The organism is Dyadobacter luticola (assembly GCF_005860805.1).
Classification (GTDB): domain Bacteria; phylum Bacteroidota; class Bacteroidia; order Cytophagales; family Spirosomataceae; genus Dyadobacter; species Dyadobacter luticola.
Window position 1 is genome coordinate 1,084,957 of sequence record NZ_VCEJ01000005.1, and the last position, 13,725, is coordinate 1,098,681.

General features: G+C 40.8%; 18 protein-coding genes. 8 read left to right on the top strand and 10 right to left on the bottom strand.

The genetic code is table 11. The features are described from left to right. Positions 1–6: 6 nt before the first annotated feature. On the bottom strand, positions 7–408 hold the full coding sequence (locus FEN17_RS23725) for a response regulator (protein WP_171037988.1): 402 nt from the start codon (positions 406–408) through the stop codon (positions 7–9). A 679-nt stretch (positions 409–1,087) separates the two neighbouring features. Continuing rightward, the gene (locus FEN17_RS23730) at positions 1,088–1,435 is read right to left on the bottom strand and encodes a winged helix-turn-helix transcriptional regulator (RefSeq protein WP_138367853.1); all 348 of its coding nucleotides are present in this window, start codon (positions 1,433–1,435) and stop codon (positions 1,088–1,090) included. 91 nt (positions 1,436–1,526) lie between these two features. Here FEN17_RS23730 and FEN17_RS23735 point away from each other — a divergent pair, with 91 nt between their 5' ends. Further along, on the top strand, positions 1,527–2,270 hold the full coding sequence (locus FEN17_RS23735; protein ID WP_138367854.1) for an SDR family oxidoreductase: 744 nt from the start codon (positions 1,527–1,529) through the stop codon (positions 2,268–2,270). Positions 2,271–2,292: 22 nt separating this feature from the next. Continuing rightward, the gene (locus FEN17_RS23740) at positions 2,293–2,658 is read left to right on the top strand and encodes a DoxX family protein (RefSeq protein ID WP_138367855.1); all 366 of its coding nucleotides are present in this window, start codon (positions 2,293–2,295) and stop codon (positions 2,656–2,658) included. Between the two features lie 78 nt (positions 2,659–2,736). Here the strand turns inward: FEN17_RS23740 and FEN17_RS23745 are convergent, their stop codons facing one another. Genes FEN17_RS23745 through FEN17_RS23755 form a run of 3 tightly spaced genes read right to left on the bottom strand, consistent with a single transcriptional unit; the run spans position 2,737 to position 4,480 of the window. Beyond that, positions 2,737–3,117 carry a response regulator gene (locus tag FEN17_RS23745; RefSeq protein ID WP_138367856.1) on the bottom strand — a complete coding sequence of 127 codons (381 nt, stop codon included), beginning with the start codon at positions 3,115–3,117 and terminating at the stop codon, positions 2,737–2,739. A gap of 4 nt (positions 3,118–3,121) precedes the next feature. Next, positions 3,122–4,090: a PAS domain-containing protein gene (locus FEN17_RS23750; protein ID WP_310589784.1), complete on the bottom strand. Its 969-nt coding sequence runs from the start codon at positions 4,088–4,090 to the stop codon at positions 3,122–3,124. 3 nt (positions 4,091–4,093) lie between these two features. Beyond that, positions 4,094–4,480 (bottom strand): hypothetical protein, encoded by a 387-nt coding sequence (locus FEN17_RS23755; protein ID WP_138367858.1) that lies wholly within the window; start codon positions 4,478–4,480, stop codon positions 4,094–4,096. Between the two features lie 91 nt (positions 4,481–4,571). Here FEN17_RS23755 and FEN17_RS23760 point away from each other — a divergent pair, with 91 nt between their 5' ends. Both FEN17_RS23760 and FEN17_RS27355 read left to right on the top strand, forming a co-directional pair. After that, on the top strand, positions 4,572–5,486 hold the full coding sequence (locus tag FEN17_RS23760; protein WP_138367859.1) for an IS1595 family transposase: 915 nt from the start codon (positions 4,572–4,574) through the stop codon (positions 5,484–5,486). Next, positions 5,483–5,632 (top strand): hypothetical protein, encoded by a 150-nt coding sequence (locus FEN17_RS27355; protein WP_171037989.1) that lies wholly within the window; start codon positions 5,483–5,485, stop codon positions 5,630–5,632. The genes FEN17_RS23760 and FEN17_RS27355 overlap by 4 nt, the downstream gene beginning before the upstream one ends. 21 nt (positions 5,633–5,653) lie before the next feature. On the opposite strand, the gene FEN17_RS23765 is transcribed toward FEN17_RS27355, so the two are convergent. Further along, positions 5,654–6,076 carry a hypothetical protein gene (locus FEN17_RS23765; RefSeq protein WP_138367860.1) on the bottom strand — a complete coding sequence of 141 codons (423 nt, stop codon included), beginning with the start codon at positions 6,074–6,076 and terminating at the stop codon, positions 5,654–5,656. Positions 6,077–6,190: 114 nt separating this feature from the next. Here FEN17_RS23765 and FEN17_RS23770 point away from each other — a divergent pair, with 114 nt between their 5' ends. Continuing rightward, a complete protein-coding gene (locus tag FEN17_RS23770; protein ID WP_138367861.1) occupies positions 6,191–6,550 on the top strand; it encodes a helix-turn-helix domain-containing protein in 360 nt (119 codons plus the stop codon). 4 nt (positions 6,551–6,554) lie between these two features. Beyond that, on the top strand, positions 6,555–6,812 hold the full coding sequence (locus FEN17_RS23775; protein ID WP_138367862.1) for a hypothetical protein: 258 nt from the start codon (positions 6,555–6,557) through the stop codon (positions 6,810–6,812). A 590-nt stretch (positions 6,813–7,402) separates the two neighbouring features. On the opposite strand, the gene FEN17_RS23780 is transcribed toward FEN17_RS23775, so the two are convergent. The 3 genes from FEN17_RS23780 to FEN17_RS23790 all read right to left on the bottom strand — a co-directional run bounded on the left by FEN17_RS23780 (position 7,403) and on the right by FEN17_RS23790 (position 9,590). After that, positions 7,403–8,050, bottom strand: coding sequence for a DUF4145 domain-containing protein (locus tag FEN17_RS23780; RefSeq protein WP_138367863.1), 648 nt, complete (start codon positions 8,048–8,050; stop codon positions 7,403–7,405). Positions 8,051–8,104: 54 nt separating this feature from the next. Continuing rightward, entirely contained in the window at positions 8,105–8,887 is a 783-nt protein-coding gene (locus tag FEN17_RS23785; protein ID WP_138367864.1) for a PAS domain S-box protein, read from the bottom strand. Between the two features lie 190 nt (positions 8,888–9,077). After that, the gene (locus FEN17_RS23790; RefSeq protein WP_138367865.1) at positions 9,078–9,590 is read right to left on the bottom strand and encodes a VOC family protein; all 513 of its coding nucleotides are present in this window, start codon (positions 9,588–9,590) and stop codon (positions 9,078–9,080) included. Positions 9,591–9,809: 219 nt separating this feature from the next. On the opposite strand from FEN17_RS23790, the gene FEN17_RS27360 reads away from it, so the two are divergent. Then, entirely contained in the window at positions 9,810–9,971 is a 162-nt protein-coding gene (locus FEN17_RS27360) for a hypothetical protein (RefSeq protein ID WP_171037990.1), read from the top strand. Positions 9,972–11,167: 1,196 nt separating this feature from the next. Here the strand turns inward: FEN17_RS27360 and FEN17_RS23795 are convergent. Next, complete coding sequence (locus FEN17_RS23795) at positions 11,168–11,461, bottom strand: putative quinol monooxygenase (protein ID WP_138367866.1); 294 nt, start codon at positions 11,459–11,461, stop codon at positions 11,168–11,170. A gap of 735 nt (positions 11,462–12,196) precedes the next feature. Between FEN17_RS23795 and FEN17_RS23800 the strand changes: the two genes are divergently transcribed. Then, the coding region (locus FEN17_RS23800) for an excinuclease ABC subunit UvrA (RefSeq protein ID WP_510185908.1) at positions 12,197–13,725 on the top strand (1,529 nt) is incomplete at its 3' end.

The window sequence follows — 13,725 nt, forward strand, 5'->3', positions numbered from 1 at the left end:
TTGCGTTTAGAAGTATTTGAAAAAGATTTCAGCAACCATCTTAATATATCCCTGGTAATACACCGGCTTGGAGAGGAATTCTGACGCTCCTGAACGCAAAGCAAGCTCCCTTAATTTTTCTGCATCGCTTGTAGAGACGAGAATGGAACGGAAGTGTTGAAAATCGGGATCAGCATAGATAGCATTGAGCGTTTCGATCCCGTTCATAATCGGCATATTCATATCGATCAGGATTAAAGCATTTTGCTTGTTCTTATCTAAAATATCGAGTAGGTCCCTTCCGTTCGAAGCCTGGAAAACCGCTACATCGAGTTTTAATTCGGATATGGCTTGTCGTATGAGGAAGATGTCATCTTCATCATCATCAACGATATAGATGCTTTTTGGGTCTGCAAGGATGTTCTCCAAAGTACGGCCTCTATAACTACTAACACTACAATTTAGCCTGATTCGGCCATTAAATTGCTAATTCTATGAAGGTTGTGACTTGGCCGTCGTCATTTTTTAAATAGTATAGTGAATGTATAAAGTGATCTTGAGCTACATCTCCCGTCTTAGTTTCCGGAAAGTCCTCGCAAGTGTGTCCGCTCGAAAAATTAACGTTTGCAGTTGTTCAGTAAGTACTTTATGTTTTTCAAAAGCAATCTGGAACCGAGCCTTTAAAATCTCAGAACGTTCGAATAAATTACTGCGATTCGGTATCAAAGCACTAGATTTATCCATAGGAAATTGTTGAAAAGTACCCTGTAAGTTACAGCTATATGTTGATCTATAATAACTTTATTAAATTGTTAGGAAACTCGGTCTGTTGCCGGATAAAACTCTGTCCTGGTTGCTTAAAGATGCTACTTATGAAAACTTGTATCAGAGGTTAAGCCCTAATCCTCATTCACATCCTGACTTTCTGACAAAGGTTTGCATGTTGTCTTTGTGATATCATTGTTTATCGGAGGAAAGGTGTCATAAGTTTTGATCGTTGCGACTGATTCAGGCAGCCATGATCAGGGAGAGTGTCCCACAAAGGAGCGTTTTCTGAGACTAAGCAAATTGAATTCCTAGGTCAGCAGTAGCTCTTCCGACTCACTTGTCAGCTACTGACAATTTTCTTTTTGTGATTTTGGCCCCAACGAATCATTGCATCTATCACCTCCTTAAGTGTTTCTGAATATGGTGTCGAAGAGTATTCAACTGTAACAGGTTTTGTATTGCAAACTTTCCTGGTGACCAATTGATTCATTTCAAGTTCTTGCAATTCCTTGGATAGTATTCTGGGAGAAATTCCTGATGCTCTGGCCAGCTCGCCGAACCGCTTGGTGCCGTCATTGACCAATATAGACAGGATTAACAATTTCCACTTTCCATTGACTACATACAAAGTATCCTGAATGGCTGAATGCACATTTTCACAAGCCACATCTGACATTTCATCCTTCATACTATTCTATTTGTAACTACTTACCTTTCTGTAATTGGTTACAAATATACCGTATTAACAGCAACCTTTGTGTCGTAATCAAACTTAAAAAATGGAAAGGTTTAAAAGTAAAGTGGTGGTTATCACCGGTGGAAATAGCGGGATTGGATATGCCACTGCCAAAGAATTCAAGGCACAGGGGGCAACCGTGATTATTACAGGAAAAAGGGAAGCTGCTTTGGACAAGGCTTCGAAGGAACTTGGTGTAGTCGGCAAGCTTACCGATCAGGCCAATATGCAGCATATTGACAGGCTGGTGGCAGAAATAAGCGATGCCTTCGGTAAAGTAGATGTTTTGTTTATAAATGCGGGTGTAGCCTTTTTTGCGCCAATTCAATTCACTTCAGAAGATCAATTTGATACGATGGTCGATGTGAACTTCAAAGGCAGCTTTTTTACGCTTCAAAAATTTTTGCCTATTCTGATTGACGGCGCTTCTGTGATCTTCTTAACCTCAGGCAATACTGCGTTGGCGATGGAGAACAGTTCTGTTTATTCTGCAAGTAAATCTGCAGTTGGTCATTTGGCGAAAATCGCAGCAAAAGAACTGGCTCCAAGAAAGATCCGGGTGAATACCGTAAATCCCGGACCGACTGAGACGGAGATGCAGGGCAAGTTCGGTATGGACGAAGCGACATTAAATGGAATGAAAACGCAGATCATCGGCCAGGTACCACTCAGGAAAATGGGTGTACCCGAGGATGTAGCTAAAATGGTCGCCTACCTTTCAGATGATAGTGTATCCTCATTTGTTACAGGAGGGGAATTTTTTATTGATGGTGGGATGGCATTGTGAACCGGTTTTGACAGTCAGGAAAATGACAACGAAGACAAGAAATATTCTGGCTTGGATTTTGAGCGGAATCATTGGATTGATGCTTAGCGCGTCTGCGGTCGATAAAATAATAGGAAGTAGCCATGCGCTACAAATGGGTGCATCTTTCGGTCTCTCGACCGGAACCTATTCATTGCTGGGCATAGTAGAAATATTATCGGTAGCACTGTTTCTAAATCCCAGAACAGGGGTATTGGGAACACTACTTTTGTCGTCCTATCTAGGCGGCGCGATCGCTACTCATTTACAACACCAGCAGGGCATTTTATTCCCGGCAGTTATCGAAACTTTTGTTTGGATCACTGCCATAATCCGTTTTCCGGAATTAATACATAGAATTCAGAAGTAACAAACATCCAGCTGTACATGGTCAATGATACCGTATTCCCCAATCGGGTTAACGGTATCAACATCTAGAGCCTTTCCTTTAAAATAGAATTTCCTTTAAATCTTGGTTTGAAAGCGGTTTAGGATAGAGCTTCTTAATCACCGGATAAGACCGAGCTTTAATCTTGTCGCTTGTATCTGTGGAGGATGTGATCATATATAGTTGGAATTTATCACTTGCAACAATATTTATTTGTTGCAATCTGTCTAAAAATTCCCATCCATTTAAAACGGGCATATTGATGTCCAAAAGTACAATAACATTATCGGCTACATTTTGTAGTTTTTCTATCACCGATAAACCTACCTCTCCATTATCGCATTGACGGCAACTAACTGAACTATCAATGTTATGTATCATTCTTTGGATGACCAATCTAACAATTGGGTCGTCATCGACAATAACAACAGTTATATTCATTTTTTCAAGTTAAATGTTGCGCGTTTTCAACTACGTCCTTTATAATTTCATCCAACTCGTTAGCGGAATCTCTTAAATGTTTTAACCACATTAAAGTGTCATCCAGATCTCTATTGTTATCATCAATAGCATTCATAATTGCGAGCATTCTCGCCAGGGGCGCCCGTACAATATGTGACTGAGTCCAGGCAATACTTTTTAGTTTTTCATTCTGTGTTTCAATTTGTCGAATATATTCCAGTCTGCTTATCTCAAATTTTTTTCGCTCTGAGATATCATTCATAGCTCCTAACATACGAATAGGATTTCCTTTTTCATCTCTGATTATAATGCCCCTATCAATTACATTGGCAATAGTGCTGTCATTTTTTTGATAACGGTACTCGGAGATCCAGTTGGATTGGTTAGGATTCTCAATGGCTCCATAAATACTTTGTAACACCTGTTTCCGATCCTCAGGATGGATGTGATTTGTCCAGGACTTTAATGTTGGCGTGATCTTTTCAACCTGGTATCCAAACAGATTACCGAAACCAGCTCCCCAATAAAGTGTATCCTCTAAAATATTCCAATCCCATATCGCATCATGGGTTGCCTCGGCGACTTTTTCAAAGCGTTCATTGGAGTGAAGCAAGCGTAGATCCGACTCCTTTCTCCGTGTAATGTCCTTAAAATAGACGGAAAGTCCGGCATTTGAAGGGTAAACCGTCACTTCGAGCCATACCTTCAATGCTGAATAAAACTCTTCAAAAGTCAAATTTTCCTGAGTTTTTGCGGCTTTGTGATACTGGCGATAAAAGTCAGTCTCTATTGCGTCAGGATATTCGTCCCAAAGGTTTTTACCAATGAGAGTGTCCCTTTTCCTGTGTAAAACCTTTTCGGTTTCCTTATTTAAATAGGTTAGTACCCAATCTTTGTTTACCGTGAAGAAAGCATCTCCAATGCTTTCCAGTATATTAATTTTGGCAATGATATATCAATTTACACTTCCAACAAATTTGTAAGCAAGTAAATACCCGCCAAAAATGCCGATAGTAGCGGTTACCGTTTCAAACTGTTTTGAAATTGGTTCATCGGACTTCATGAACAAATAGAAGCTAATGAGATTCATGACAATAAAAAAGCCTAAATAGAATGCTATAAGTCGTTTCTTATTTTTTCCGGGATATACCTCTGAACTGATAACAGATCCAAATGAAGCTCCAGTAATTCCGGGAATGATCAATCCACCAAACCAGTTACCGGCTAGATTGAACAGATATGCATTTATCATGAAAATTATGACCATAGCAAATATGTGTATTGGTATAAACGTGATGTATCTTATTAATTTACCAGTTGTTGTCTCAAAAAAAGGGCTCATATTTAGGAAAATTAAGTGTAAAATACTTCTCAGAAGATTAGGTTTAGTGTAAATTTCTTCTTATCTTTATATCAGTTAACTCATTGATATTATGATAGGTGAATTCAAAAGTATACTTGATTTGGTGAAAGCCTTTCCTACGGAACAGGATTGTATAAACCATCTTGAAAGGCTTCGTTGGAACGGAACAGTGGTATCTCCGTTTGACGAAAATTCAAAGGTTTATAATTGTTCTGGCAATCGGTATAAATGCAAGAATACCGGGAAATACTTCAACGTTAAAGTTGGGACTATTTTTGAAGATACCAAAATCCCTTTGATCAAGTGGTTTATGGCTTTATATATCTTTTCTAGCCATAAAAAGGGTATTTCGTCCCATCAACTTGCAAAGGACATAGACGTTACTCAAAAGACCGCTTGGTTCTTATTGCATCGATTGAGATATGCTTTCGACCATCCAGATTTTAAGCAAGCATTAGAAGATACGGTTGAGGTCGATGAGACCTATATTGGCGGTCAGGAAAAGAATAAACACGAATGGAAAAAGGTTGAGGGAACGCAAGGTCGAAGTACTAAGACCAAAAAGCCTGTCTTAGGTATGTTACAGAGAGGCGGTTTCATAATCACTCAGGTAGTCCCAGATACAAAACAGGCAACTATTGAGCCGGTAATAGAATCCAGTGTAAAATGTAATGCAGTTGTCATGACTGATGAATGGAAAGCGTATGATAAGCTAAATCAGAAGTTCAACCACGAAAGGGTAAACCACGGAACAAAGCAATTTGTAAACGGTATGGCTCATACGAACGGGGTAGAAAATTTCTGGAGCCACTTAAAACGAGGTATTGACGGCATATACCATTGGGTGAGTGTTGGACATCTCCAGTCATACGTTGACGAGTTTGCTTACAGATATAACACCCGAAAATATACCACATCCCAACGATTTAATGTAGCTTTGGGTAATATGACAGGTCGTTTGACCTATAAAGAGCTTATTTCATGAAAGTAGCTGATAAAGAGACGGTAAAGAAGAGAAAGGTAAAAGTGATAGGCAAGGAAAAATCTGAACCAGAAGTAATGCTGAGAGCAGAGTTTGACGGAAAATTAATTGCTTTAATGAAGGTCAAACCACCGCAGAAGGACTTGTAAAGCTGTGTAAGTCATGTTCATCTATTTGATAATTAGTCGTGAACAGTCACATAGCTTTATAATATTTGTTCTACTCGCTTCACAGCTATCGACAGCTAAGTACAAATTTCTAGCGTTGTTTGCATCAGCCTTAAATGATTCCAGGGACGGATACTTATGCATTTGCTCTTGGTATTTCTCAGATACCTTGATATGCCACCTCACGTCTTCACTAACAAATACAAAACCTGCATCGTTGTAAGGCTTTTTGATCAAGTAGTCTGCCGCCCCACCTTCAACGAATACTCCATCAGCATCAAAGTAATCATATGATTTTGAAGTTGGTCTAACTGTATCAGGTACGCTAGAAAACATCGAATCATTACCAGCAGTTTTTGAATTACTGGAACATGAGAATTGTAAACCAAAGGAAAGGGTTGCTAAGAGGTAAAATATCCGGTTCATACTTGCATAAAGGGCGTTTATGATGCCGTAAAGCTAGAAATCTTAACCCTCATCAAAGTTTCATTTTAGAACTATCCGGATTTATTTAGAACTTAGGGCAAAAAAAATGATTTAATGGAGATAGGGGAAAAAATCAAAAAGATTCGTGAGCTTAAAAATTACACTCAGGACTACATGGCTCAAAAGCTGGAAATGACTCAGGCCGGGTATGGCAAGCTCGAAAGGAACGAATCTGATCTTTCCTATCAGAAACTGGAAAAGATCGCTGAAGTGCTGAAAGTCAGCGTAGAAGACATCATCAACTTCAATGAAAAGATGATCTTCAATGTCATGCATAATCAGACCGGGAATGGATATGTGGTGAACAATGGCCTATCCGAACAAGAACGCAAGCTATATGAGCAGATTATTCAGCAGCAGAAAGAAGAAATAGAATTTTTGAGGAAATTCATTGACCAATTTCAATCTAGGTAACCTAATGGAGGAAAGAGAACCAACTGATTTGGAGAAAGAAGCCGAAAATTATTTCGACCGAAATATAAGCTTACAACGAGGGAATGGATTTGGATATGATCATTATAAATTCATCGGAACATCTAAAAGTAGTGTCGATACAGCAGTTCTTAGAAAATTCAAATCAAAGGCTACCAGAACATATCCTTTAAAACAACTTTTGGATTTTTACAAAGAGCAAGACCTTAAGGTTCAAAAGCTTCGTGACAAGGCAAAAGAGTAATCCAATATGTTCCACAATACATAGACAATATGTGAAGTATATCGATTTTATCTTCAAATGATATTTTAGATTCGTCCTCACTAATAAGGGTTTTTAATGAATCCAAAAAGTGTTGCCGTTCTTCAATCGAAGATGGAAGGTTCTCCTTAATCTGAGCTATAAGGTTCTCATAGTACAATTTTCTATCATTTTTAGTATTCGAAGTATCCATATACAATATTCGTTTTCTATAAATATGGACAAATCCGAAAAGTAAAGACCACCGTTGTTAGCAGTGGTCTTTTTTCATGCGTTACCGCTTAATAGTCAGTTGTGATATAAGAACAAAAGTTTGCACTTTTCTGGCTCACTTAAACTTTCTCGTGTCATGGCTAAAGTAGCACCTTTTCATTCCACTAAGCAGTATGTGCATCACAACAACGATAGGTGTACAGAGGGTAACAACATTGAAAGAGAAAATCTTCGGTCTGGTACTGGTGATAAGCCACTCTGTAATCGTTGCGCTGGACTGTCTTAATTCACTTCATTAACAAAAAGCCCTACCCGAACTATCAGGAGGGCTTTGCTAAGATTGAGTGTTTCAAGGCATATCAATCTGGCATGTCAAGTTGAAAGCTTTTGGTTAATTCTTCCATTTCAATCCAATGGACAGTCAAATCGATAAGCTTTTTCAAATCTTCTAAATTTTTGCCTTGCCATTTCTTGACATAGTGCGTTTCATCATTGCCAAGCCATACGGCTCGCTTTGCTACTGCCTTGATCTTCTCATCTGCCACAAACTCACCAATACATTGAGCCAACAGCTTCCCCTCAATAATTAGCTCTTTTCCCGGATGATTAATTTTAGCATAGTCCTTTATCAAGAATTCAAGAGCTTTTCGGTACCCTACACCGCAAATTTCTAGCAAATCGTGCTGCTCTGCAAAATAAGCCTCATTGTAAATAGTTGAAAATGAAGGAGATATACCGTTAATCTGCTCATTAAATTTTTTCGTAATTACATTGCCAATTGAGGTTTTCCTCGTAAAAAGCCAACACTCGCTTGCTGTAACATATTCATAATAAGCTATAAACGTTTCATGGCAATTTTCAGACGGACACTGCATAAAAACCCAAATCTTTCTAAAATGCCTACGATTTGACAGTGATATAGGCGTAATCTTGTTATGGCAAAAAGGACATTCATCGGGTAGACCGTTAAGCTCAATCATTTCGCCTTGGGAGTCCTGAATATACATCTTACATAGTAATTAGTGGTGATTCTTAAAGCTGCTCAGGTAGTAAATCTAACATTATAGTGTAAATTGATATATCATTGCCTTAATTTTTTCCTGATAGGCTTTGTCGAGTTGTTCTGCGACCTGCTTTCGTTCATCTATATTCTTAAAGTATGCTGATATGCCACCCTGCGATGGATAAGCATTTATTTCATACCATTTTCCATCCCCCGGATAACAGTATTCGAAGGATTCTTTCTTTTTTGAACGGGCAACTTTTTGATAAATTTTCCGAATGATGGTATCTGTACTTTCTGGGAATAGCTCCCAAATATTTTTGCCCAAAACATCATCAGCCTTTTTTAAGAGCAGGTTCTCAGCTTCTTTATTAAAATAAGTAAATTTCCAATTTTTATCCACTGCATAAAAAGCGTCGGATATACTTTCCAATATCTCGCGCATCTGAAGCGCTAGCAACTTGGAACTATGAATATCCTGAAAACTGCCATATATTCGTCGGCATTTCCCGTGAATCATTTCAATATTTCCAATAGCCCGAATCCATCGTTCTTTCTTTTTTTTGGTAACTATTACAGCTTCAAAGTCAAACGCGGCGCCCGTCTCAATACTTTTTAATATGATCTCACTTACAATTGATTGATAATCATTTCGGTAAAAACTAAGGGCTGTTTCTAAATTAGGAATGAACGTTTTTGGATTTGTTTCGTGCAGTTCGTGAACCATAGTTGACCAGTAAATTTTGTCATTTACTACATCAAGTTCCCAACTTCCAATTTTAGCCAATCTTGAAGCCTGTTGGAAAAACACATCATTAAAGTCATATTTATTTTCTTCCATATCTCAACTTTTTTCGCCATGCCTCTTCATACTTGAAATAACGGTGTCCGGCCTAATCGATGTACAATTCTAGGCAAGGCTGTCTGCGAGCTGATATTAGAGAGATTCTAACCGTTGCCGGTTAAACTTATCAACAAACACTCCAAGCCGGAGATTGACCGTCTGTTAAGTTCGAAAGAAAACTTCAGGATTACATGGGCCCGATCAGCTCCACAAATGTTCCATCCGGATCTTGGACCAGCACGAAGTGTGAATCTTTTGTCAGAGGCGTAGGCGTGTTGCCCAGAAAAGTCACGTTTTGTTCCTTTAGCCTGTCAATGATCGGTTTTAAGGATTTGACCTGAATGGTGATATACTGCAGACCTGTATCGTCCTGAATGAATTTTGGTTTTGGATGATCTACTTTATTTCCAAAACTCATCAGTTTCCAATCGGTGCCTTCTGGGCTGTTTTCCAGTTTGAGAATGTTTACATCGACCGCTTCACCACCTGTTAAACCGCCTCTTTTACCGAATTCTGCATTGATCGTGAAATTTCCGGTTTTGATCATGCCGATCCCCTTTATATAGAAATCCAATGAGCGTTGCATGTCTGCAACCACGACGCCGACGCCGATGGATTTACTTGTAAAATTGGATTGTGCGTGAACCAGCCTCCCAAAGAGGAGCGTAGTAAGGATTAACAGATTTTTGAAAGTGGACATGCTTACAAATTATTTATTTAAAATAGGATTACTGCCGCTGTATTTCAGCTATTTAATAGAAGCAGAAATATTTACAGCTAATCGACCTGAGCCTCAGGAGTCGATATTGTGGACAGCAGCGCCGACCAAATCATTGGTGAAACAGGTTACCAGACTGATGGGTATCCATCAGGGAAAGCAATATCACCATTTTAGAATACAAAAGAAAGAGAAACCTTAATGAGGGAGCTTGGAAAATACGGAGAAGCTGAGCACCTCATTTCACTTTATACTGCCCAGGTTATTTCAGTCCAGATTGACCACCATATCCACTCTACAACAGCAAATTACCTGAAAAAGCGGGTTGTTACCAATGTCAGTTCGCCGTTTATTAAGTGGTAAATGGCATTGTGTTATCCACCTAAATACCAAATAAGGGGTTCAAGAGACAGTGAATTTGTGATAATCCAATGCCAAATTCATCTTCATATAAAGGGAAAGTGGGCAAGGAAGCTCTTGATCTGACTCATGTTGGCCAGATTGCAGCTACCGTCTCATTGAGGTCATTCCGATGCTCACAGATCCTGAGCGTTTTGGCAGGCCCCCCGAAGATGCTCGATGTAATTGTTCCATCACTACCCGGTTTCAGGTTCTCGGATAAGATGCCGATGAACACGGATCAGAGTGCGTGCTTTGGAATAAGCTCATGAAAGATGTGTGGCGGCAAGAAACGTACTATGCTGCCGGCGGAGACGTAGGCTCTGGCTTTACTAAGCGCCTCGCCAATTAATATCCCGACTCGGTAAAAACGATTCGCCTTTCCGATGTGGGCTACCCAAATGGCAGCGAAGATTGGAATAAGGCGTCTCCGGCAGAGCAGGAATATGGAAGTTCGTACAGGGATGGATGCAAAAGAAGGTGCTTAAGTATGATTCAGTCAACGATGCCACAGACTTTAGCCTATGGCTTAAATGATTTCCCTGTCGGATTGGCTGCTTGGATCATTGAAAAGTTTACGGATGGAATGATGCAAAAGGTCACATCGAAAACGGCTTCATGAAACACCGACTGCTTACTTATGTGATGATTTACTGGGTCAGGCAAACAATCAATGCTTCTATTCAACGATATTTTGAAGAGTCAAAAGGCGCCTTTACAACTGGATTGGCATCTCAGAGTAGAGTAAAAGTTCCGACAGGTGCTGCGCTTTTTTCGAACCGATGCCCAATATCCCTTCAGTTGGGCTGAGGGGATGCCAACATTAGCCAATTCAACAAATGTAACGGAGTGGTCATTTTACAGCAATGAAAGTTCCGGAATTGACTGTGAGCAAGCTTCGGCGCTTTTTAAGAAATGATAGACACAGAAAGCAGTGTTACAGCTACTAATTTTGTCATCACCTTATTCAGAAAGGTCCGAAACTACGGCGGATTTGGCCAGGCAGGGCAAAGCCTTACTGGAAACCGCACAAGCATAAAAAGGTGATTAGCTTTTTTTATGCTTGAAGATTATCGCATGTATCCATCATTTGGTTAAGATAATTCCTAGGCTTTTTGTGAGCCTAGACACAATTATTATGAGGGTAGTATCTCAATGTTTTACTTGACTGCCAATAAGTCGACCATTTCAAGGACTGGATCAATTGCAAGCAGGTCCGGCGCATGTGTCATCAATGCTTTGGCGATCTCGCCTCCCAAATGCGCCTCCCTGCCTTCCTGAGTTTCGAATGTATCGAAAATGCCGAATGTGGAAGGACCTATTTGCAGGGCAAACCAGTTGATGGTCCCTGCTTCCTTCATTGCCAAAGGCAAGGCACCTTTGAGAAAATTCGCGACGTCTTGTTCTTTACCTGGCTTGGCTTCGAGCCTTGCCAGAATTGCTAATTTTACCATACCTGTTTGATTAGTTTAAATGAAATGAAGTTACTGCATCCTTGTGATGAGATGGTTTTAAGTCAAGCGTTAATCTTTGGGATTATACTGCTGTTATTGGTGCAGAAGCAAAAGTATTCAGTACGTGCTTCTACCTCTGTCCTAAGTGAGAGTGTTTTATGATTCCAGGCAAGGGTTCAAGCGGTTGTTCGTTGAAAGCCATTATAGATTAGGCCTGCTCGAAGTTCGCTAACTCATTTGCTGCAGCCAGGTCTTTACCCAACCAAAGAGCCTTGAGTTTCGTAAATTGCTTTGACAATCCTTCTCTTGTTGTAAAACGCTTATCGTCATTTGTTTATTGGTTGAATCTGCGCCAGTGTAAACCAAATTAACTATTGGAGAATAACCAACTTCCATATATCCCCAACGAAAATTTTAAGTTTTGTACTACTAAGTGTACCAAGGGAAGTATTGATGAGAATTTGTATCCTATTTATTATAAGCTATAGGAAGATATACACAGTTCAAGCAGAGACGTATCGCCAGGGTTGGTACTATTTTATCTGTTGATGTTAGTGGTTTAATACTTGTTTTGAATGTTATTTTTGTCCCTGACGACATTTTACGGAATAATCTTTGATAGCTTTATGATTCTTCGGCGCTGGCTTGAAAAAGCTGCAAGATTTGCTTAACACGAGCTCAAAACTGTTAGAGCTTCGGGACTATTTTTTACAGTGATTTTATATTCCGAATCTCATGTCAGAAAAATTAGCATCGCCTCCTGTTTCCGATTTCGTCAAAGTACGGGGGGCCAAAGAACACAACCTGAAAAATGTGGATCTGGTCATTCCCAGAGATGCATTGGTCGTATTTACAGGTGTCTCGGGGTCGGGTAAATCATCGCTTGCTTTCGGGACATTGTATGCCGAGGCGCAGCGTCGTTATCTGGAATCGGTTTCCCCATATGCGAGACGGCTGTTTAATCAAATGTCCATTCCGCAGATCGATAGTATCGACGGCCTTCCTCCGGCGATCGCTTTGCAGCAACAGCGGGGCGGCACAAGTACACGTTCCTCTGTGGGCAGCGTCACAACAATTTCAAATCTGATCAGGATGCTGTACTCGCGGGCGGGAGATTATCCTGCCGGTCAGTCGATCGTATATGCAGAATCGTTTTCACCCAACACCCCGGAAGGCGCATGCCCGGAATGCCACGGGTTAGGGGTTGTGTATGAAGTGACCGAGCATTCAATGGTGCCGGACGATTCGCTTTCGATCAGGGAAAAAGCCATCGCAGCCTGGCCTACCGCCTGGCAGGGGCAGAACCTCCGGGAAATATTGATGACGCTTGGTTACAATGTGGATATACCCTGGCGCGATCTGCCGAAAAAAGACAGGGACTGGATCCTGTTTACGGAGGAGCAGCCGGTTGTGCCGGTTTATTCCGGACTTACCATGGCACAGGTTCAGCAAGCCCTGGCGCGAAAAATGGAGCCCAGCTACATGGGTACATTTACTGGCGTCAGACGATATGTGATGCAAACATTTGCGAATTCACAGAGCCAGGCGATGAAAAAGCGCGTATCGAAATTTATGCTGAGCGCGCAATGTCCCGTCTGCCATGGCAAGCGCCTCCGTCCTGAGCCTTTGTCTGTCAAATTTGCGGGCATGGATATTGCGGAATTTTATCAACTCAATATCAAGAGTTTACGTGACATTATATCTTCATCCCTGAAATCAAAAAGTGATAACCAAAACCAAGCAAATCCCGAAAAGGTATTAGTGCTTCAACGGATAGGTCAGGATCTTTTGTCCCGACTGGATGTACTCATCGACCTAGGGCTTGGGTATCTGACCCTTGAAAGAAGTACCCCCACCCTTTCACCGGGAGAATTGCAGCGCCTGCGGCTTGGGACTCAGATACATTCAAATCTTTTTGGTGTGGTGTATGTACTCGATGAACCATCGGCAGGTCTTCATCCAGCCGACACGCAGTCATTGCTCCGGGCACTGGACCGGTTGAAAGCAGCCGGAAATTCGCTTTTTGTAGTCGAGCATGAAGTCGAAATCATCCGCCATGCCGACTGGGTTGTGGATGTAGGGCCAGGCGCAGGCGAAAAGGGAGGAGAGATACTTTACAGTGGTCCATTGCCGGGGCTGGAAAAGATCGACAAGTCCGTTACCAGGCGGTATCTGTTTAATGTTGATCAAAACCAGAAGTCCGAAAGGCAAGCAAAAGGGTGGCTGCGGCTGAGGGACGTAAGCCGAAATAATTTAAAGCATGT

What these genes read in the sequence shown, in the direction of transcription:
- FEN17_RS23730 (WP_138367853.1), bottom strand. Translation starts at nt 1,435, where the DNA reads ATGAAGGATGAAATGTCAGATGTGGCTTGTGAAAATGTGCATTCAGCC.
- FEN17_RS23735 (WP_138367854.1), top strand. Translation starts at nt 1,527, where the DNA reads ATGGAAAGGTTTAAAAGTAAAGTGGTGGTTATCACCGGTGGAAATAGC.
- FEN17_RS23740 (WP_138367855.1), top strand. Translation starts at nt 2,293, where the DNA reads ATGACAACGAAGACAAGAAATATTCTGGCTTGGATTTTGAGCGGAATC.
- FEN17_RS23745 (WP_138367856.1), bottom strand. Translation starts at nt 3,117, where the DNA reads ATGAATATAACTGTTGTTATTGTCGATGACGACCCAATTGTTAGATTG.
- FEN17_RS23755 (WP_138367858.1), bottom strand. Translation starts at nt 4,480, where the DNA reads ATGAGCCCTTTTTTTGAGACAACAACTGGTAAATTAATAAGATACATC.
- FEN17_RS23760 (WP_138367859.1), top strand. Translation starts at nt 4,572, where the DNA reads ATGATAGGTGAATTCAAAAGTATACTTGATTTGGTGAAAGCCTTTCCT.
- FEN17_RS27355 (WP_171037989.1), top strand. Translation starts at nt 5,483, where the DNA reads ATGAAAGTAGCTGATAAAGAGACGGTAAAGAAGAGAAAGGTAAAAGTG.
- FEN17_RS23765 (WP_138367860.1), bottom strand. Translation starts at nt 6,076, where the DNA reads ATGAACCGGATATTTTACCTCTTAGCAACCCTTTCCTTTGGTTTACAA.
- FEN17_RS23770 (WP_138367861.1), top strand. Translation starts at nt 6,191, where the DNA reads ATGGAGATAGGGGAAAAAATCAAAAAGATTCGTGAGCTTAAAAATTAC.
- FEN17_RS23775 (WP_138367862.1), top strand. Translation starts at nt 6,555, where the DNA reads ATGGAGGAAAGAGAACCAACTGATTTGGAGAAAGAAGCCGAAAATTAT.
- FEN17_RS23780 (WP_138367863.1), bottom strand. Translation starts at nt 8,050, where the DNA reads ATGTATATTCAGGACTCCCAAGGCGAAATGATTGAGCTTAACGGTCTA.
- FEN17_RS23785 (WP_138367864.1), bottom strand. Translation starts at nt 8,887, where the DNA reads ATGGAAGAAAATAAATATGACTTTAATGATGTGTTTTTCCAACAGGCT.
- FEN17_RS23790 (WP_138367865.1), bottom strand. Translation starts at nt 9,590, where the DNA reads ATGTCCACTTTCAAAAATCTGTTAATCCTTACTACGCTCCTCTTTGGG.
- FEN17_RS27360 (WP_171037990.1), top strand. Translation starts at nt 9,810, where the DNA reads ATGAGGGAGCTTGGAAAATACGGAGAAGCTGAGCACCTCATTTCACTT.
- FEN17_RS23795 (WP_138367866.1), bottom strand. Translation starts at nt 11,461, where the DNA reads ATGGTAAAATTAGCAATTCTGGCAAGGCTCGAAGCCAAGCCAGGTAAA.